15 protein-coding genes are annotated in these 19,844 nt (G+C 48.5%); 7 read left to right on the top strand and 8 right to left on the bottom strand.

Annotated features, from left to right (window positions below; all coding sequences use genetic code 11):
• Nucleotides 1–192: 192 nt before the first annotated feature.
• The 4 genes from SYK_RS01000 to SYK_RS01015 all read right to left on the bottom strand — a co-directional run bounded on the left by SYK_RS01000 (nt 193) and on the right by SYK_RS01015 (nt 5,164).
• Nucleotides 193–1,956 (bottom strand): amino acid ABC transporter permease, encoded by a 1,764-nt coding sequence (locus tag SYK_RS01000; protein ID WP_281761767.1) that lies wholly within the window; start codon nt 1,954–1,956, stop codon nt 193–195.
• Between the two features lie 71 nt (nt 1,957–2,027).
• Nucleotides 2,028–2,852 carry an ABC transporter substrate-binding protein gene (locus SYK_RS01005; protein WP_281761768.1) on the bottom strand — a complete coding sequence of 275 codons (825 nt, stop codon included), beginning with the start codon at nt 2,850–2,852 and terminating at the stop codon, nt 2,028–2,030.
• 76 nt (nt 2,853–2,928) lie between these two features.
• A complete protein-coding gene (locus SYK_RS01010; protein WP_281761769.1) occupies nt 2,929–3,657 on the bottom strand; it encodes an amino acid ABC transporter ATP-binding protein in 729 nt (242 codons plus the stop codon).
• A 145-nt stretch (nt 3,658–3,802) separates the two neighbouring features.
• Entirely contained in the window at nt 3,803–5,164 is a 1,362-nt protein-coding gene (locus tag SYK_RS01015) for an L-serine ammonia-lyase (RefSeq protein WP_281761770.1), read from the bottom strand.
• 158 nt (nt 5,165–5,322) lie between these two features.
• Between SYK_RS01015 and SYK_RS01020 the strand changes: the two genes are divergently transcribed.
• Nucleotides 5,323–6,951 (top strand): glycosyltransferase, encoded by a 1,629-nt coding sequence (locus tag SYK_RS01020; protein ID WP_281761771.1) that lies wholly within the window; start codon nt 5,323–5,325, stop codon nt 6,949–6,951.
• A 104-nt stretch (nt 6,952–7,055) separates the two neighbouring features.
• On the opposite strand, the gene SYK_RS01025 is transcribed toward SYK_RS01020, so the two are convergent.
• Complete coding sequence (locus tag SYK_RS01025; protein WP_281761772.1) at nt 7,056–8,087, bottom strand: peptidoglycan-binding domain-containing protein; 1,032 nt, start codon at nt 8,085–8,087, stop codon at nt 7,056–7,058.
• Between the two features lie 13 nt (nt 8,088–8,100).
• Nucleotides 8,101–8,598 carry a hypothetical protein gene (locus SYK_RS01030; protein WP_281761773.1) on the bottom strand — a complete coding sequence of 166 codons (498 nt, stop codon included), beginning with the start codon at nt 8,596–8,598 and terminating at the stop codon, nt 8,101–8,103.
• Between the two features lie 260 nt (nt 8,599–8,858).
• On the opposite strand from SYK_RS01030, the gene SYK_RS01035 reads away from it, so the two are divergent.
• The 3 genes from SYK_RS01035 to SYK_RS01045 all read left to right on the top strand — a co-directional run bounded on the left by SYK_RS01035 (nt 8,859) and on the right by SYK_RS01045 (nt 10,983).
• Nucleotides 8,859–9,311, top strand: a complete 453-nt coding sequence (locus tag SYK_RS01035; RefSeq protein WP_281761774.1) for a superoxide dismutase [Ni] — start codon at nt 8,859–8,861, stop codon at nt 9,309–9,311.
• A gap of 332 nt (nt 9,312–9,643) precedes the next feature.
• Nucleotides 9,644–10,435, top strand: coding sequence for a NifB/NifX family molybdenum-iron cluster-binding protein (locus SYK_RS01040; protein WP_281761775.1), 792 nt, complete (start codon nt 9,644–9,646; stop codon nt 10,433–10,435).
• Nucleotides 10,432–10,983 carry a permease gene (locus tag SYK_RS01045; RefSeq protein WP_281761776.1) on the top strand — a complete coding sequence of 184 codons (552 nt, stop codon included), beginning with the start codon at nt 10,432–10,434 and terminating at the stop codon, nt 10,981–10,983. Before SYK_RS01040 ends, SYK_RS01045 begins: the two co-directional genes overlap by 4 nt.
• Nucleotides 10,984–11,460: 477 nt before the next feature.
• Here the strand turns inward: SYK_RS01045 and SYK_RS01050 are convergent, their stop codons facing one another.
• Together SYK_RS01050 and SYK_RS01055 are read right to left on the bottom strand one after the other, a co-directional pair.
• Nucleotides 11,461–12,837 (bottom strand): sensor histidine kinase, encoded by a 1,377-nt coding sequence (locus SYK_RS01050; protein WP_281761777.1) that lies wholly within the window; start codon nt 12,835–12,837, stop codon nt 11,461–11,463.
• Nucleotides 12,834–13,541, bottom strand: a complete 708-nt coding sequence (locus SYK_RS01055; RefSeq protein WP_281761778.1) for a response regulator transcription factor — start codon at nt 13,539–13,541, stop codon at nt 12,834–12,836. The genes SYK_RS01050 and SYK_RS01055 overlap by 4 nt, the downstream gene beginning before the upstream one ends.
• A gap of 257 nt (nt 13,542–13,798) precedes the next feature.
• Here SYK_RS01055 and SYK_RS01060 point away from each other — a divergent pair, with 257 nt between their 5' ends.
• The 3 genes from SYK_RS01060 to SYK_RS01070 are packed head-to-tail and all read left to right on the top strand — an operon-like array spanning nt 13,799 to nt 19,597.
• Nucleotides 13,799–15,148: an efflux transporter outer membrane subunit gene (locus tag SYK_RS01060; RefSeq protein ID WP_281761779.1), complete on the top strand. Its 1,350-nt coding sequence runs from the start codon at nt 13,799–13,801 to the stop codon at nt 15,146–15,148.
• A 2-nt stretch (nt 15,149–15,150) separates the two neighbouring features.
• A complete protein-coding gene (locus SYK_RS01065; protein WP_281761780.1) occupies nt 15,151–16,443 on the top strand; it encodes an efflux RND transporter periplasmic adaptor subunit in 1,293 nt (430 codons plus the stop codon).
• Nucleotides 16,436–19,597 carry an efflux RND transporter permease subunit gene (locus tag SYK_RS01070; RefSeq protein ID WP_281761781.1) on the top strand — a complete coding sequence of 1,054 codons (3,162 nt, stop codon included), beginning with the start codon at nt 16,436–16,438 and terminating at the stop codon, nt 19,595–19,597. The genes SYK_RS01065 and SYK_RS01070 overlap by 8 nt, the downstream gene beginning before the upstream one ends.
• Nucleotides 19,598–19,844 lie beyond the last annotated feature (247 nt).

Consider the following 19,844-nt stretch of genomic DNA (forward strand, 5'->3'; position numbering starts at 1 on the left):
TTTGCAATAGACGTGCCGTTTTATAATTGTCTGCAATGATAGTATTTTTAAATTTTGTGTTTTGTCTCCGCGTACGCTTTTTGCGCACGTGCGCATGGTATTTTCTTCGGTTTATGAACCGTTGTTTGTATTCAAGCCATAAAAAAAGGGGAAGCAATATGCTTCCCCTTTTTTATGGCTTGAATGATGGATTTACATTGAAATGCGAACGCTTTCAGGGCTGAGTTTCCTTTCCAGGCGTTTGGCATAGAGGCTCATGACGTAGCTGAATATGAAGTATAGCACGATAACGGTCGTGTAGATTTCAAAAGGATAAATCATTGTCCGGTTGTTGACGGCATAGGCTGCGCGAGTCAGGTCCATGACACCGATGATGTACACCAGCGCCGTATCCTTGAAGGCCGCGATGAACATGCCGACAAGGGCCGGGAGCATCTGTTTGAGGGCCTGAGGCAGGACAATCTTTCGCATGGTCTGGAAATAGCTGAGACCTGATGCCTTGGCTGCTTCCACCTGACCGGCAGGGATGTTCTCGATACCGCCACGGACTGTTTCGGCGATATATGCACCGAAGAAGAATGTCAGTGCGATGGTACCAGCCCAGAAGGCATGGATTTCAAGTTTGAACACGAAATCGAGAATGACTTGGTAGAACCAGAGGATGACCAGGACAAGAGGGACACCACGGACCAATTCAATGTAAAGTGTGCAAGGAATTTTAATGGCGTTATTTCTAGCCGTACGGCCCATGCCAATAATTAGTCCGATAAAAAAGCTGCCGGTGATGGAAATAATCGCCATGAGCAGGGAGCCGGACAGGCCGCCCAGTCCCATGAAGAACTCGGAGCTGTCCCCATTGGGGAATCGCCAGATGAGCAGGGCGGGCAGGTTGGCCCAAATGATTTCGTAATTGAAGTGTGTAAGGGCTGTGCCTAGCATGAATAGCAGGTAGGCTAGAGCCGCTAAAAATATAACTTTGGCTCCCAGAATGAGTGCCTTCGTGGAAGATTTTAAAATTCGGGCGATTGGAGATACCGTTTTTTGATCCGGGGATTTTCGGAGATACCAGAATACGTATTCCAACCCGTTTCCGATGATGTCTACGGGCAGAAATAGGGTATCAGCAATCCTGCGAAGCACCGTGATCCTGTCGCGCGGCATGATCTTAAGTCGTTCGTTCACGATGTTCATGATGCAGGCTATGATCAGAGAAAGCATCACGTATATGGCTGTGGCCACGATGAATGATTCAAAGGTACGGTATGTCAGTGAAAGCACTTCCTGCATGGACCAGAATAGTTCGGTTACACCGATGGTCATGGCCAGAGAAGTGTTTTTCATGTTGTTGAGAAATTCACTACCCAGAGGCGGGATGATTTCACGGAAGGCCAGCGGCAGGATGACTTTACGTAGGGTCTGGGTGAAGCTGAGGCCGGAAGAGTATGATGCTTCCAGCAAGCCTTTAGGAATGGATTGAATACCCGCGCGGATGATTTCCGCCATGAAAGCGCCAGTAAAAATACCGCAACCGATGGTGGCACACCAGAATTCGAAATCCATTTCAAAGAGCTTGAATCGAATTTCTTCGGGAAATGCGTATGGAAGAGCAAAGTTCCAGAAAAAGAGCTGGATGAGCAAGGGGGTATTGCGGAACAGTTCTACATAGCAGGTGGCAAGCCAATAGACCGGTTTAAAGGAAGAGAGTCTGGCCAGACCGAAAATTGTACCGAATGCCAAGGCGATGACAGCGGAATAAAGGGTGATAGTAATGGTCGAATTGAGACCGTTGACCATTAAATCGCCCATGTGACCGTACTGTCCTTCTACGAAGAAAACAGCCCAGTCAAAATCATATTTGAATTCGAATATGAAGGTGAAGTAATAGGTCAACGCGCCGACCATGGCCAGCAGCGCAAGATTCTGGACCCAGACTTTCTCGAAATACCGTTTTATCATTGTACTCTTTTAAGGAAGAAGGTCCCGGAGCTTAGGTGCTCCGGGACCAGTTTTAGGCTTTAGCTCGCAGCTTAGGGCCACATTTCGATCTTGGAAGTCAGCGGGAATGGGTACTTGGAATCCGGGCCGAACCACTTGTCGTAGATCTTCTGGTAGGTACCGTCTCTCCAAATATCCTGAATGGCGAAGTTGACAGCGTCGCGCCATGCAGAGTCGTCCTGGGGCAGGCCGATGCCGTAAGGTTCGTCAGAAATGAATTCACCAACCAGTTCGAACTGGCCGGGGACCTTGGCAGCATAGCCGAGCAGCAAGGTGGAGTCTGTGGAGATAGCCTGTACACGACCGGAGCGCAGGGCTTCGAACATGGCGACTTCACCGTCGTAACCGACGACCTTAGGGTTGGCGTTGCCCAGAGACTTCAGGTAGGCGGTGGCGTTGACGATGGAGGTGGTTCCCTGCATGGAGCCGACCTTCATATTGGCCAGATCGTTGACGTCTTTGACAGTGTCTTTCTTGGCCAGGAATTTCTGACCATCGAAGAAGTAAGTGATGGAGAAATCAATCTTCTCGTCGCGTACGCGTTTGTGAGTCATGTTTGCCAGAACCATGTCGACCTTGGACGGGTTGGTCTGCACAAAGGAAATACGGGTGTTGTTGTTCACAACGGTTTTTTCGAGCTTGCAGTCGAGACGCTTTGCAATTTCAGCTGCCATATCGACGTCGAAACCGACCCACTCATTTTTGTCATCAATGAAGCCGAAGGGGATACCCTGGTTGGACAAACCGGCTTTGACGACCTTTGTGGACATAACGCGATCGTAGGTCGGACCTGCGAAAGCAACGGAAGCTGCCATGACCAGCAATGCTGCCATGACGGCGATTTTGAGAACTCTCATTTACCTCTCCTAATGGTTGAGTCCATAAAAAAGCCTTTGGCGGACACTGTGTCCGACAAAGGCAGATATTCTATGCCTAGTGGCTGAGAATCTTACTCAGGAAATCTTTGGTCCGATCACTCTGTGGATTATTGAAGAATTCCTCAGGCGTGTTTTCTTCGACGAGATTCCCTTCGTCCATAAAGATGACCCGGTCCGCCACTTCTCGGGCAAAGCCCATTTCGTGGGTGACGCAGATCATGGTCATGCCTTCTCGGGCAAGCGATTTCATGACATCCAGAACTTCGTTGATCATTTCCGGGTCAAGTGCGGATGTCGGTTCGTCAAAAAGCATGATTTTGGGTTGCATCGCCAGACCTCGAGCAATGGCGACGCGCTGCTGCTGGCCGCCGGAAAGCTGGGATGGATACGCTCCGGCCTTGTCGGGAATGTCTACCTTCTTGAGAAGGTCCATGCCGATGGTTGTGGCTTCGCCACGGCTCATGCCGCGAACCATGGTAGGCGCCAGCGTGATGTTCTCAATAACCGTCATGTGCGGATAGAGATTGAACTGCTGGAATACAAAACCGACTTCTGCCCGGAGCAGAGTCATGTTTGTGCACGGGTCGGATACATTCATTCCGTCGACTGTAATGTCGCCTTCTTGAATCGGCTCCAACCGGTTGATACACCGAATCATGGTGGATTTGCCGGACCCGGATGGGCCGCAAACGACGACGACTTCGCCTTTGGCAATGTTCAGGTTGATATTTTTGAGGACCTGAAAGTCCCCATACCACTTGTTAACGCCTTTGAAAGAAATCACATGTATCTCCAAGAATGGATTATGCTTAAAAGCCAAGGCGTTTTGTAGCAAAATATGGGGCGCTAGGCAAACAATTTTCGGTTTTGGTTCTATGTCGCCGAAAGATTCTTTGTTTGAAACACGCAGATTTACAATAATGTGAGTCCTAGCATTCAGTGACACTCTGTGCCAGGCCTGCCAATGACGTTTCCTTATATTTGCGGGACATGTCTCGGCCCGTTTGGGCCATGGCCTCGATGGCCTTGTCCAGATCGACTCTCTGGTACGATTCGTCTAAGGTCGTAGCAATGAGATAGGCGTTGTATGCTTTTATGGCGCCCATGGCATTTCGTTCAATGCAGGGGATCTGCACATAACCACCGACCGGATCACAGGTCAGGCCAAGATGGTGTTCCATGGCGATTTCTGCGGCGTTTTCTGTAACTTGAAAGCGGTACCCACGTGCATAAGCAAGGAGGGCTGCAGCCATGGCTGAGGCTACGCCAACTTCGCCCTGACATCCGACTTCGGCACCGGAGATGGATGCGTTGTGTTTGCAGAGAAAGCCGATAGCTATAGCGGCAAGAAGACCTTCGTGGAGTTCTTTTTGCAAGGCTCCCATGTGTCGCTTAAGCATGAATATAATGGAAGGGATGACCCCCGCCGCGCCACATGTTGGAGCCGTGACTACGCAATGGCCGGAGGCGTTTTCTTCGGAGGCGGCCATGGCGTATGCGTTGAAAGCTTTAACGAATCCCGGTCCTTGAAAATGTTCAGCTTTGGCCTGTTCATACATGACGGCGGCTTTTCGTTGTAGCCCTATGGGGCCGGGAAGTGCGCCTTTGCTTTGAATTCCCATTTCAACGGCGCGTTCCATAACTTCGACGATGTGATCCAGGCCAGCATATATTTCTTCTTCACTCATACCGGTGATGGCTTTTTCATTGGCCAGAATGAGTTCGTGAAGTCGCATGGAGTTGTTTCTCAGATGCTCTTTGAGTTGAGCCATGGTTTTATATGGATACATAGGCTCACCACGTTTGGGCTCTTTTCTGCCTTCCCAGTGCAGAAATCCTCCACCAATGGAATAGTAAGTGCGTTCAAGTAGTGTCTTGTCTCCTGCCTTGAGCGAAAATATCATGGTGTTTGAATGTGGGTAATCATGCTGAACGGCATCAAAAATCATGTCACGGGGACAATAGGCGAGAGCTTTGCCATCGAGGTCCAATTCAAATTCCTGATCCTTGTTGTCAAATTCTTCCAATACATTAGGATGACATGTATCGGGGAGAAAACCGAGCAGGCCGGACATGATTGCCCGGCGTGTGCCGTGACCTTCACCCGTGGCTGACAGGGAACCGAATAATCGGATGGTCAGTTTATCCGCGCGTAATCTGTCTTCGTTTGGAAGATTGCGGACAAGTTTCATAAAGTAATAGCCCGCCTTCATAGGACCAATGGTGTGAGAACTGGATGGGCCGGGGCCGATCTTTAAAAGCTGGAATATGGATGTCTTGACTGGTGGCATAATAGTTCCGTTTGTTGTGTTCTGATTTTGACGATGGTTAGAATACGATAAGACGGAAAAGAGGAGAAGTCTTTTTCGTTGGAATAAATATTGTATTCATGTCAGTTCAACAGACTGTATTTTGACATATGTATTTTTATAGCACGAGAGGGCACGATTTGAAGGATTATCTGCTTTTTGGGACACGAGGCCATAACCATCTGCTTGCTGCTGCACAGAAAGCCTTTGCCTTGGCCAATGGAGCCGGTGCTGAAGCTCCTTCATTGATAGAACTCGGGTCTCGACTTTTCTGCATGGCTTGGGCGGAGTTCCCTCTGAACGCGCCGTTAGCAGGTGAAGTCGTAAAGCTTTATGAAGGAATTCCTGCTGTCAGGCAAATTTTGACGCCTCATTCCGTGGCGGTTGCCAAACGTATTGCTTTGTCAGGTCATGGAGAAGGTAGCCTCGAAGCTCCTGTCCTTTTTGCCCAAGGGCAATATACAGCGCTTGATGAGTGTCTGATGAACTCGGCCTTTGAGGGTATGGTGTTGCCTGTTGTCCGACAGGCGATGTTGTATCAGGGGCTTCTTTCAAAGTGGGGCTGGCTGGAAGGTTTTATTCAGCGAGTTCTCGTATCGGTGGAGCCGGACCTTGCACAGTTGTTGCTGGCAGAATCTCTGTTGGCGCACGGGAAATGCAAAGGGGCGGTCAGGGCGTATGAACCGTTGTTGGAAAAGTTTGGGCTGACGATTGTCGGGTTTAATCTTGCTACGGCCTATGCCAACATCGGTCAAAAAGAAAAGGCCATGACTTTGCTTCGGGACTTGTTGGAAGAATTCCCTCAACACACGTCCGCCTTGTTGTTTATGGACAGGTTGGCCTTTCCTGCGAAAAGAGATGTTCGTTTGGATGGGAAGTGTGTGGTGTGTATCTATTCATATAATAAAGCGGATGAACTTGGCCGAACGCTTGAAAGCGTACTGGCTTCCGATTTGAGCAAGAATGTCGGAGATATTTCCGTGCGAGTGCTTGTGAATGGCAGCCAAGACGAGAGTCTGGAAATTGTCAAAGCGGTTCAGTCCCGTTTTGATGGTGAGTTGGATATCGTTGACCTTCCTGTAAATGTGGGAGCGCCTGCGGCACGCAACTGGCTGATAGATGCTGCCGGGAAAGATGGGGCCGAGTGGGTTGTTTTTCTCGATGATGATGTCATCGTTCCGCACGATTGGCTGCTTGGTCTCGCGGCTGGAACAAAAGAATTCCCTGATGCCGGTGTTTGGGGATGCAGAGTTCACGACGCTGTTTCCCCCTGTATTACACAGCATGCGGACGGTTTTGTCTTGAGTCGTGAAGATGCCGCGAAACAGGACAGGCGGGTCGTGCTTCATGAACCTTCGACAGAGTGTTTGATTCCGTCACAGTTGAGTTATCGACGGTATGCGTCTTCAGTGACTGGATGTTGTCATCTCTTTAGGGTTGAGGAATTGCAAAAGAGAAAGGGGTTCAACCTGCTTTTTTCTCCTAGTCAGTTCGATGATCTGGATATGGATTTGCGAATGCTTTGTGATGGCAAACCGGCTGCATATCTCGGAGATGTTGATATTACTCATTTACGTGTTTCAAACCATCTTCAGGCGTTGTCCGAAGCGGCAGAGCGGCAGAGCTGCAATCATCGACAGCTGTTGGAAGACAGGCACGAAAGTCATCTTGACTTCATACTCACCACGCAGTTTACATACCTTCAGGCGGATATTGCTACCAAAAGGGCACGGCTTCAGAAAGCCGGATTGCTCCCCGATGATTCGTGATGTTTTTTTTGATTGAGTCGTATGAAAGTAGCGTGATTATTAATGCCAAGAAAAAGGGTTTGCGTCTTATTGACGCAAACCCTTTTTCTTTTTGAGTTCTGTTTCTATTTTAATTTTGTTGTTCCGGCTATTTTCCCACTGATCAACACATGAGCGTATAGTTTGGAGTTGACTTTTTTTAAACTGAATGGCGCGACGACAACAGGCCAATCCCGTCCTGTGGCGTACATCGGTTTCATAGTGGCTTTTCTGTCATTGTCTTTTCTGGTGCTGAACTCTGAGAGTCCAATCTGGATCGGGGTGTCTTTCGGGAGTTGATCCATAAAGTAAATCAGAGCGAGATATTTTCCACCGCTTTTTGCTCTAGCAGCGAATTGGGCAGCAGGAATTGCTTTGATTCTTACTGTTTCCAAGCTGTTGAATCCTTTAAGATATGTGTCCGGTGCACTTTTCGCCACGACTTCATCAATGAAGTATATTTCAAATCGTGGGGTTGTTGAATATATCGGAGCAGATATCAATCCAGTGAATTCCTGGAATTCCATCCCTTGTGCCATTGCCATGGCTGTTTGCGGGCCGAGGACACCATCTGGAGTGAGTCCTGCTGAAGTCTGGAAAGTCTTGATAGATTCCATGGTTTGTTGTTGCATTTCCGGTGTGCAGTTTTCCATGGTGGTCTTATATTCGGCGACCATATTTTTAGACACTGTTGTTGCTTCCTGTCCCGTGGGGTGGCGAAGGGTGTACGTCACCATATCAAGCATGGAGGCTTTTCGACCCAGCGAGTCTTGGTATTCGCATAAGACTTCCACGGCAATGTCGCCGTTTTGAAGCTGGCGAATACCAGTGACGCCTTCCTGAGTAACGGAAAATCCAGATGCGGGTTGGGCGAGTGTCACTGTCGCATCTGGAGCCATGGAGATAACGCCGTTTTGTGGAAGAATTCCTTTTTTTGCCAATGCCAGCGTCGTCACAGCTACTTGTTCATCTGGATAAAGGGATTTTTCGCCAGTTATTTGCGGTTGATAAGCCGGTGTAGCCGGAGCCTTTGTTGATGAACCGCTAGTAACACATCCTGAGGTGAAGCCTAGGATTACCAAAAGCGCAATGAAGAGAAAGATGGATTTGATGTTCATTATGATCTCCTCATTAATATCGCCGGTTGGAGCGGCTCGCTTGTTGTCGTTGCCGCTCCTTTCCTGCTCGGTAAATTGCCATCATTGCGTACGCCTGTCGCGTGTTGATCGCACCATTTGCCATCATGTTTTCAAGGACAAAGGCGAGTTTTCGTTCATCCGGAGATACATCAAGAGTCTCATCCCAGGCGATAGCGGACACGGCTCGACCTTCACCTTTTTTGTCATGATAGTCTCCATGGTAGCCGCCGCGGACATCAGCCTGTTCCTCTGCTACATCAGCTTCAAATTGAGCTTGGTATGAAGCGTGGTTTGTAATGCCGTTGGAGTATGGGGCGTATGTGTCTATTGCTCCAAAAGAGGCTCCACAACCGGAATTTGCGTCTCGTTCAAAGGCTCCTGTTCCCCCTCCGCCCCCTCCGTATGCCCAGACAAAGGACGCAGAGAATACCATGGCTGTCACAAGGAGGAAAAGAGGCAGTCCTTGAGTCCGAGGTTTGGATGCACGCATAAACTTCTCCTTTTAAAAAGTGAATAATGGATCATGGGTGTGCGCGGCGAAGAAACGTAAAGGTGAGAAAACCCAAGTTACACTATCATTATTAAGAGATTTTCACCAGTGGGGGTATGGAATTATGCATGAGGCAGCATGAAAGGGGGGGCGTTTGTTTGAGCGTGAATGAAATTATGACTTTGAAACTGGACGCATTCACGACAAATCCGTATAAAATAGTGTTTAGGTGTAATAACTTTGTTCAAGGAGATTCGAGTATGAGAATTGTACAAATGGTGGGGATGTGCGTTGTTGTCTGTCTCTCTGTCATGATTCTCCCTCGACAAGCGCAGACCCATTGTCAGGTACCATGCGGTATTTATGACGATAATGCGCGTGTCGTTGCCATGATGGAAGATGTGACGACAGTTCGTAAAGCCGTGACCATGCTTAATGAGTTGGTCGCAAAGACTGACGTTCAATCAAAACAGCAGTTCACTCGTTGGGTCATGAACAAGGAAACTCATTCACAGAGAATAATCAGCGCGATAGCAGATTATTTTTTGACCCAGCGCGTCAAACCCGATCAAAAAGATTATGTTGAGCGTTTAAAAAAACATCATGCCGTCATTGTGGCCGCCATGAAAGTCAAACAGAACGCCACCATGGAACCTGTCGATGTTCTGGAAAAGTGTGTGAAAGCATTGTTGGAGTATTATCCCGAAAAGTAATTTTCAGACGATTTTAAAAATATAAAAAGGGGTTTGTGACGGTTGAGTCGCAAATCCCTTTTTGAGGTGTGCAGACCTTATGGTCGCGAATGAACATACCAACGATGATAATATACTTCGTGATGTGTGTGGGACGTTTCGTGTGACAATAATGCTGGATATGAGCGTGATATATTGGGTTATGGAGTGTCGTAGATGGTTGTTTCTGAGTATCATGGGGAGAAAATGGATTTATTCATGGGCTTACGGGGCTTTGTTTTTATTAAGACACCCCTTGAAATAGATGAATCTGTAAAGTAGCTCTTTGGCAACAACGAGGAATTGGAGTTAGAATGAAAATTGCTGTTCCGAGCACGCTTCCCAATTTGGATGGTCTCGTCGAATGCAAGTTGGGTACTGCAGCCTATTTATTAGTGGTAGATACCGAGGATATGTCTTTCGAGGTGGTGGAAGGCCCTCCTCGTTCTTCCGGAGCAGGGGCAGGGCTCATGATTTTGACGCAGGTGGTCAACATGGGCGTGCAGGTCGTTCTTGTGGAATATATTGCTCAAAATATTATCGGGGTTTTAAAAAAACAAGGTATTAAAGTCGTTCCTTCAGTATCCGGCCCTGTTGCTGAGGCGATAGCTACGTATATGCAGTCGCGATCGTCCTTGGGTGAGAAGGAAGAGACAACGGATGGCGAAGACGCCGTTTCCAAGCAGGTCGTATGGATTGAAGCTTTGCGTAAGGGAGGACAGCAGTTCTCTACACTTTTGCCCCGCCTTGTGGGGGTAATTTTGCTTTTAGGGTTGTTTCGTGGGTTTGTCTCGGAACAAACGCTGCTTTCGTTGTTTTCGAACTCGCCGTTGTATGACGCTGTGTGTGGAGCTTCCATTGGAAGTTTGTTGGCTGGGAATCCCGTGAATAGTTATATCATTGGGAAAAGCTTGTTGAGTGCGGGCGTGGGAGTCGCCGGGGCAGCGGCTTTGATGTTTGCCTGGGTCAATGTTGGAATCATTCAACTCCCGGCTGAAGTGGCGGCCCTCGGCATGCGTTTTGCTCTGGTGCGCAATATCGCTGGGTTTATTCTGGCTATTCTCATGTCGTTACTTTTCCTCCTGTTGGAAGGGGGCGTAGTATGAGCCAGAATTCCATTTTCCCTTTTTCTTTGCCCTCAATGGCCGTCATGAGACCGTGGTTATTTCCTTTGGGAGTTAGCTTGCTCTATGGCCTCGGTTTTCTTTTAGAACCAGAAAACACAGAGCACTCATTACATATCTGTGTAGACATGTTTCAGCAGTTGACGTTGCCCATGCTTTTCGCCGTTGTCATGATGGTGGTCTTTAATAGATTCCTGTCCCCAGCTGTGGTCGCTCGTTTTTTAGGGCGCAGTGCTGGTGCCAAGGGGGTCGTGCTGTCTTCTTTGGCTGGAATCTTATCCATGGGACCAGTCTATGCGTGGTATCCGCTTTTTAAAACGTTGCGGGATAAAGGCGCATCGGTTTTCCACGTTGCCAATTTTGTCGGCTGCCGTTCCATCAAACCGGCATTGCTTCCCATTGTGGTAAGCTCTTTTGGCTGGCGATTTACCATACTCTTTCTCTTGATGAGCTTCGTTATAGCTTTGAGTGTAGCCTGCATCGTGAGTCTGGTTTGCACTGATCATGAGAAAAAGGAATCTGTGAGATGAAATATCTTTAAAGGCGTATGAATCGAAGGAGAAAGAATTTCCCTTATCTGCATAATTTTTCAATATACGCCGTAATAGGGCGTCGCATGAGAACAATTAAAAATAAAAAAGAAAAGGGACTTACGAAAAAATCGTAAGTGCCTTGATTTATCTGGTTGGGATGAGAGGATTTGAACCTCCGATCTCTGCGTCCCGAAGACTGAGGGAGGCTCGTTGTACTTTGAAATTGTTGGATTAGTTTTGTAGTAGTCCTCCCCTTTTGATAATTGTCTTTTAAAAGGAATCGTGAGAGGGGACCGTTTCTTATTAATTTTGGAGTAAAAAAGGTGGGGTTATAGGGAAGGGATTTGACTGTGAAGTTCTGTCCCAGAGAAAGAGCTAAATCTTCATGCTTACTGTTTTATACCAATTGTGTTGAAAATATATTTAACGGCGTGCCACATCAAAAAAGTGTGTGTCGCAGAAAAAAGAAAGCGGTTAACCTGCGGGCAACGTAATTGTCATGTGGAAGCCGGTTTCATTGCTGGCAGCCTGCATGGTTCCTTTGTGTTCTTCGACGATTTTTCGAGCAAAGGCCAGGCCGAGACCGGTGCCTTCCACCGTATCATATCCAAGTCTTTTGAATGGGATGAAAATCGTTTCAAGTTCATTTTTCGAGAGTTGCGGATACGGGTTAGAAATCTTTACGTTAACCGTTTTTTCGTCAGACGTGCAATTGATGGTGATGTCACTATGAGCAGGGCTGTATTTTATAGCGTTGGCAAGGACATTGCCCACGACCATGGTGATATTTTCCCGGTTGCATAGAAGGGGCGTGATTTCAGTTTCGTTGGAAATGATTGAAAGACTTTTTTCATTGATTTGTGGCTGTAGCATTTCCACAATCTGCTTGACCATGTTGGGGATATTAACTGTATCGATACGTGGTGATGCCTTTTGTAAATCAAGTTTGGAAAGTTTGAGAATCTTGTCGATAAGTCCATCCATGTGGTCGATTTCCTGCTCCATCTTGTGAACGTGTTTTTTGATACCGTCTGTTCGTCCCGAAGCCATGCGTTCTTCAATGATCTGTTGGGATATACGAATACGGGCCAGTGGGCTACGTAGTTCGTGAGACAGGTTGGCGGTCAGTTCGCGGCTACCTCTGACTATTTTATCGAGACTGTTGGCCATATGGTTGAACGCCTTGGCCAGTGTGCCTACTTCATCTTTTCGATTGTCGGCCACACGGGGCGAAAAATCACCTTGGGCGATGAGTTCGGCGGATGCTGTCAATTTGTTAATGGGTAGGGTGATCATTCGGGAGACCGGAATGAGCAGGAGTGCGGCAATACCAGACATGAGCAGCAGGCCATGCATGAGCCATACTTCTTCTTTGCGTTTTTTCCATTCATGGAGAATGTGAATAGACAAAGGCTGCATGGCTGATTCGATTGTGCCTACCATATATAGCAATTTTTCGTCTTCGTTTCCCATGAGGTAAAGAGAGTTTCCATTGGAAGTGGTTGTTTCAAATTCTGTCTCTTCTGTTGCGATGAGGGTCACTTTTTTAGGGGAAGGAGCATTGATGACGGTGCCTTGTGCATCCGTCAGCCATGCCTGACCGTTGAAAGAGCCGGCAAAGATATCCAGTACCGAAGCAAGTCGTTGTTGTAATTGTGGCGTCATGCTTTTTGTATCACCTATTTCAAGTAGGATGAGCCTTTTGAAGGCCTCAGTGCGTTCGTCGGCATGTCGAGCGAAGGGTGGGCGGATTTTTCCCAGATGCATCAATATGGCGATGGTCAGGATGGCTGTGCCGAGAACCGCGATAAACGCGAAGAATATTTTGAGATAGAGTCGACTGATCTTCATATTTCTCCCATGAACATATATCCGGTGCCCCAGACTGTCTTGATCCGTTTGGCGTGGGTCTCATATTGTTTGAGCAGGGCGCGTAGTTTGCTGATGTGAACGTCTATGCTGCGGTCATACGCCGTGAAGTCTTTGTCCCAAACCATGTCCATGAGTTGGTCGCGGGTCAGGGCTGTGTCCACTTTACTCATAAGGGCCTTGAGCAGTCGAAACTCTGTAGGGGCCAATTCCAGTTCGTCGGCTTCCACCATGAGTGTTTGGCGAGAGATATTCAGGATAAGCCCTCCTGCGGAAATCGTGGGAGGGGTGGTCTTGGCATTGGTGATCGCACTTGCGTCGTAGCGGCGGAGTACGGCCTTGATGCGGGCCAATAATTCACGGGGGTTGAATGGCTTTGCAATGTAGTCGTCAGCGCCTAGCTCCAGGCCAACAATGCGGTCTGTATCTTCTCCCTTGGCGGTGAGCATGATGACGGGCGTGTCGGATGTCATCCGAAGTTCTCGTAAAACTTCCAGGCCATTTTTCCCAGGCATCATGACATCCAGAATGATCACGCACGGGGAGAGCGTTTTCACAGTCTCTACAGCTTTTACGCCGGAGGGAAGGGTGTGCACAGTGAAATCGTATTCTTCGAGATATTCCACGACGAGCTCGCGAAGTCTTTCATCGTCATCGATAATCAGAACTGGTCCTTTTGCGTCCATGCTTTTTTCTAGTCCGTAAGTTGTACGTTTGGAAAGGGGCCGTGAAGAAGTTTTACATCCTTTAACATCTTTTATCATAAGCTTTATACTTTCTCCATTTTTGTGCCGTAAGCAGTGGGTAACGAAAATACTTTTGGAGAAATGCCTTGAAAGAAATTCGATCAATATCAAAAACGGCAATTGCGGTGCTTTTGACTGCAATTGTGGCCTTTATGGTGGGATGTTCCCCATTTCGACCAGATCCGCGAGTTGAGCCGATGGCTCCATTGCCGGAATCTTTTGCTTTGTATTCCGATTCTGAACAGTTGAGCGGTAAGTGGTGGGAGTCCTTTGGCTGCGAAGAATTGAATGGCATGGTGGAAGACGCTCTGGTTGCTAATTTTGATGTTTTAATTGCCTGGGCACGACTCAAGCAGGCAGGGGCCACGGCTATTCAGTCTCGAGCTGACAAGTATCCGACTTTGAATGTGACGGGAGATTATTCTCATTCGAGTTCGTATACCAAGAAGGCGACGGACAAGGAAACCACCTCTGATACGCATAGTGTCGGTTTGCAGGCAGGATATGAATTGGACCTTTGGGGTCGGATCGAAGCCGAATCCCAGTCTGGCAATCTCGATTATTTGGCGAGTCGTGAAGATTTGAGCACCGCGGCCATGACCGTGGCTGGAGAAGTGGTCTCGCGCTGGGTTGAGATTCAAACTGAGCGGCAAAAGAAAAGAATACTGACTGAACAAGTTAAGACTAACGAGACATATCTTGAGCTTATCGAATTACGTTTTCGAAATTCTCTTGCCACAGCTCTGGACATCTATCAACAACGGCAAACTTTAGCGAAAGTGACTGCCCAGATTCCGCCGGTGGAGTCAAAGGAGCAACTGTTGCTTCACGAATTGGCGCTGCTCATGGGCAAGCCTGCCGGGGCTGTCACCGTAGCTGATGCCGATTTACCCGAGATGGCCGATTTGCCAGGCCTTGGATTACCTGCCGATCTTTTGGCCAATCGTCCTGATGTCAGGTCCGCAGGTTTTGCGCTTCAGTCGGCTGACTGGTCGGTGACGGCAGCAAAGGCCAATCGTCTGCCTTCCTTGAGCCTGACGGGTACCGCTGAATATACCGGTGCACAGTTGGGAACTCTTTTTGATAATTGGATGCTTTCCTTGGCCACCTCGGTGGTGGGGCCGATCTTTGATGGTGGTTCCCGGAAAGCTGAAGTGGAAAAACAGCAGGGTATTGTTGACGAGCGTCTGGCCTCGTATCGAGAGACCGTCTACACGGCGTTCAAGGAAGTCGAAGACGCTCTGGTGAAGGAAAAATGGCAAAAGCAGTATATTACGGCGCGTTTGGCCCAGTTGGAAGCGGCCAAAACGAGTTTGAGTGAAGCCGTTTCCCGGTATGCACAAGGGTTGGATGATTATCTGCCGGTCCTGAGCGCTTTGTTGTCCGTGCAGGAACTGGAAGTTTCCATTGCGGACGAACGGACCGATCTTGTTCTCTACCGCGTAGCCTTGCATCGGGCTCTTGGCGGTAGCTGGACCGACTCCTTGATCACTCCTGATGCAAATAACCAAAAGACAAATGACATCAACGTTAGCAACGAGGGATAATTATGCGTACTTTACTCATCAAGGCACGGGCTATCTTCGGTCTCAAGGTCATTATTCCGGTTTGTGTTGTTATACTTGCTGCAGCCGGTGCGTATGCAACAGTGGTGACAGCTCCTAAAGCAAAGAAACGACCTCCTGTCTTTATTGCTCCTGCTGTAGACACCAAGGTTATTTCCTGTGGAACGTATCGGGTTTGGCTTCCAGTCATGGGGACGGTGACCGCTGCCCGATCCATCACGCTTGAAGCGCGAGTTTCTGGTGAAGTCGAATCAATCAGTTCAATTTTTACACCCGGCGGTTATTTTGAAAAGGGAGAGCAGATTCTTACCATCAGCCCAGAGGATTATCAGCTTGCGCTTCGTGAAGTGCAGGCTGAAGTTACGACTGCCGAGTATGATCTGAAGGTTGAGCAAGGGTATCAGACCGTGTCTGCCCGGGAGTGGAAATTACTCAGTGGTTCCACAAAAGGAACTGAAGCCGAATCCGAACTTGCCTTGAGAAAACCGCATTTGGCTAAAGCTCAGGCTGAATTGCAAGCGGCCCAAGCCAAGCTTCGTCAGGCGATGCTTGATTTGGAACGTACCAAAATTTCTGCGCCGTTTTCCGCCATGGTTCAAGAAAAGAGTGTTGACATCGGAGCTATGATTTCTCCTCAGGAATCCCTTGCTACACTTGTTGGGACCGATGAATTCTGGATCGAGGCGTCTGTGCCGGTGGATCGTTTGCATTGGATCAATATTCCGTCCGCCGGAACCGTGGATGGCTCCAAGGCTCGAATCTCCTCGGGCAGCGGCGTCGGTCTGTCGGTTCGTGAAGGGCAGGTGGTTCGTTTATTGCCTTCTCTGGAGAGCGAAGGGCGAATGGCCCGCCTCTTGATATCGGTTAAGGACCCGTTGAATATTGCGGGGCGACCAAACGTCAAGCCGCTTCTTTTGGGGAGTTATGTTTCTGTTGAAATCGATGGTGGTGTGTTGGAAAACGTGATGACTATTCCGCGTTCAGCCTATCATGACAATGATAAGGTTTGGATTATGACCGAAGCCAATACTCTTGAGATCCGGTCGCTGAAATCCGTATGGCGAGATGAGGGAACCATTGTTGTTGCCGAAGGGCTCGTACCAGGTGAAGTCGTTGTAACTTCAGCGCTTTCGACTCCGTTGCAGGGGATGAGACTGCGGAGTATCTCGACGGCAGTGGATACCAATGTCGTTGAAAAGCCAAACCGTGTCGGTGTTGATGCCGGCAAGGGCAAAGGCCCGGGCAAGGGACAAGGCGGAGGAATGAACAATGGTTAACAATGTTCAGAAACATAAGGGTCCTATCGGTTGGATGGCGGGGAATTCGGTTGCCGCCAATCTGCTTATGGTGGTGCTTCTTGTCGGTGGTCTTGTGTTCGGTTTGCAGATGAAGCAGGAAGTCTTCCCCGAGTTCTCCTTGGATACGGTTTCGGTGAGTGTCTCGTACCCTGGAGCAAGTCCTGAAGAGGTAGAGCAGGGAGTCATACTGGCTGTGGAAGAAGCCGTGCAGGGGCTGGAAGGCGTGAAGGAAGTGACGTCAACGGCATCTGAAGGTGCTGGCAATGTTGTTGTCGAGGCACTTGATGGAACAAATTTGCAAACGCTCGCTCAGGATATCAAGACTGAAGTGGATAGAATCTCTTCTTTTCCTGAAGAAGCCGAGGACCCAGTGATTGCCGAAGCCTCTATGAAACGGCAAGTTCTCACTGTGATGGTTTATGGCGATCAGGACGATACCGTTCTGCGAAGCCTGGCAGAAGAGTTGCGGACGACATTAATCACTGACCCCGGAGTGACTCAGGTTGATCTGAATGAGGTTAGCGATCTTCAGATTTCTATCGAAGTGTCGCAGGAAAAATTGCGCGCTCACAACTTGACGCTCACCGAAGTGGCCAGCCGTCTGCGTGAAGCCTCTGTGGATATGCCGGGAGGAGGCATCAAAGCCGGTTCTGGGGAAATTCTTGTGCGCATGAAAGAGCGGCGTGATTATGGACAGGATTTTGCTCGGACGCCCATTGTCACAGGGAGCGATGGTACACAGGTTTTATTGGAGGACATTGGTACGGTTGTCGATGGATTTGCCGATAATGATATTATCACGACATATAATGGTCAGCCTGCCGTTCGCCTAGATGTCTATCGGGTGGGAGATCAAACTCCTATTTCCGTCTCCGAGGCCGTACACAATGGCGTAGAGGCGTTTTCGACTCGGCTACCCGGTAATGTTTCCTTGAAAATTCTCGATGATAGTTCGGAAGTATTCAGTCAGCGTATGGATTTGCTTTTGAAGAATGGATACATGGGGCTGGGTTTGGTCTTTGTTTTTCTTGCTTTGTTTCTTGAAAGGCGACTCGCTTTTTGGGTCGCTATGGGTATTCCCATTTCCTTTTTCGGATGTTTTTTGATTCTGCCGTTTTTTGACATCAGTATTAATATGATCACCATGTTCGCTTTTCTTATTTCACTTGGAATTGTGGTCGATGACGCTATCGTGGTCGGTGAGAATGTATTTACCATGCGGCAGCAGGGGATGCCACCGCTTAAAGCCGCCATTGAGGGGGCCCGTCGCATAGCCATGCCGGTGACTTTTAGCGTATTGACGAACATTGTAGCTTTCATGCCTTTACTGTTTTTACCCGGGATTATGGGCAAGATATATTGGTCTATCCCCATTGTAGTCATTAGTGTTTTTGTTGTTTCCTTGGTTGAAAGTCTGTTTGTCTTGCCCGCGCATCTTGGTCATTTGAGAGATGGGCATCGCAGTCGTATCATGCGGTGGATTGATAGGTATCAGCAGCGAATTGCAGATGGGCTCCTTCGATTTATTAATAGGATATATAGGCCCATTCTCGACGTTTGTGTGCAGTGGCGCTATTTGACCATGGCTGTGGGCGTTGGTTTGCTCGTTTTGACGGGTGCATATGTCGCCAGTGGCAGGCTTGGGTTTACACTTATGCCCAAAGTGGAATCCGATTATGCTTTCGTGACTGCTGAGTTGCCGTATGGATCTTCGGCAGCCAAGTCAGAGGTTGTTCGAGACCGCCTCATTGCCGCCGCTCGTGTGGTGGCGGACAATAACGGTGGTGGTAGCTTGGTCGAGGGCATGGATTCCAAAATTGGTGGTGCCGGGCGTGATATTTCAGGCAGTCATGTTGTTAAGCTGAAAGTCTATTTAACCGCTGCGGACGTGCGTCCCATTTCTACGGATGAATTCGTGGAGCAATGGCGCAAGGAAACCGGAGAAATAGTCGGTTTGGAGGCCATTTCTTTTGAATCTGATCGTGGTGGGCCTGGGTCGGGGAGCTCGTTGGAATTTGAATTGAGTCATTCGGATGTCACCGTGCTTGAGTCTGCCGCCGCAGAACTCGCGGCGGGATTGTCCTATTACCCGCGGGTTAAGGATGTTGATGACGGCTTTTCGCCGGGCAAGGAACAACTCGACTTTACACTCACTCCCACAGGAAAAAGCCTTGGCTTGACCGCTCAGGGGGTGGCTGATCAGGTGCGCGCTGCCTATTATGGTGTGGAAGTTTTGCGTCAGCAACGTGGTCGCAACGAAATTAAGGTTGTTGTTCGTCGCCCTGAAAGCGAACGTATTTCCGAGTTTGATTTTGAAGAGCTGATGATTATGGCGTCCTCAGGCAGTGAAATTCTGTTGCGGGAAGCGGTGAATATTGAGCGAGGTCGAGCGTATACGGTTATTAAACGCCGTGATGGCCGCCGGGTTTTGTCGGTATCTGCGGACGTGAGTCCTCGTAATCAGTCTACGCAGGTTATGAATAGCGTATTTAAAGAAATCATTCCTGACCTCAAGGCTAAATATCCGGGCTTGTCCTGTGTAATGGATGGCAAACAAGCAGATATGACCGAGTCCACTGAGAGTTTGATGGTGGGGCTGCTTATGGCCATGCTGTGCATCTATGCTCTGCTGGCGATCCCCTTCAAGAGTTATGTACAGCCATTAATAATAATGATTTGTATTCCCTTCGGGGCGGTCGGTGCCGTTTTTGGTCATGTGATCATGGGGTATTCCATCAGTCTGATGAGCCTGCTCGGTATCGTGGCTTTGTCTGGTGTGGTAGTTAATGATTCGTTGGTTTTTATTGACTATGCCAACCGTATGCGTAGTGACGGACAGTGTGCCCATGATGCTGTGATGTCAGCCGGAACAGCTCGTTTTAGAGCTATTCTGTTGACTACATTGACCACTTTTGGCGGTTTGGCCCCCATGATTCTTGAAACGTCAAGACAGGCTCGGTTCCTTATTCCCATGGCATTGTCGTTGGGTTTTGGTATTTTGTTTGCCACAGGGATTACTCTGATTCTTGTTCCGTCCATGTATATGATTCTGGAAGACTTCAAGCAGAAGCTTTCCCGATTTTTTTCCCGGCGGGAGGCAGAACGTCTGGATTCTGTAGAAGATGGTATCTGATGGCGTTTGATGTGTTGAAAGATTGATTCCACAAAAAAAGGATTCCAAATGGATATTTGGAATCCTTTTTTTGTGCCTGGGAAGCGATTTCGAGATGATGTCCGCTATGAGGAGCGTTTTGTGTTTAATAATGTTTTTGTCATGGTTGTGTGTGACACCTGCCATGTTCAACACGGCAGGCGGCGCGGCGGGATTCTCACGGATAGAGAAATCGGCCATGGCTAGATATTTTTGCCCTTCGGCAACC

Origin of the sequence: Pseudodesulfovibrio nedwellii, assembly GCF_027923765.1 — a bacterium.
In the GTDB taxonomy this organism is placed as follows: Bacteria; Desulfobacterota; Desulfovibrionia; order Desulfovibrionales; family Desulfovibrionaceae; genus Pseudodesulfovibrio; species Pseudodesulfovibrio nedwellii.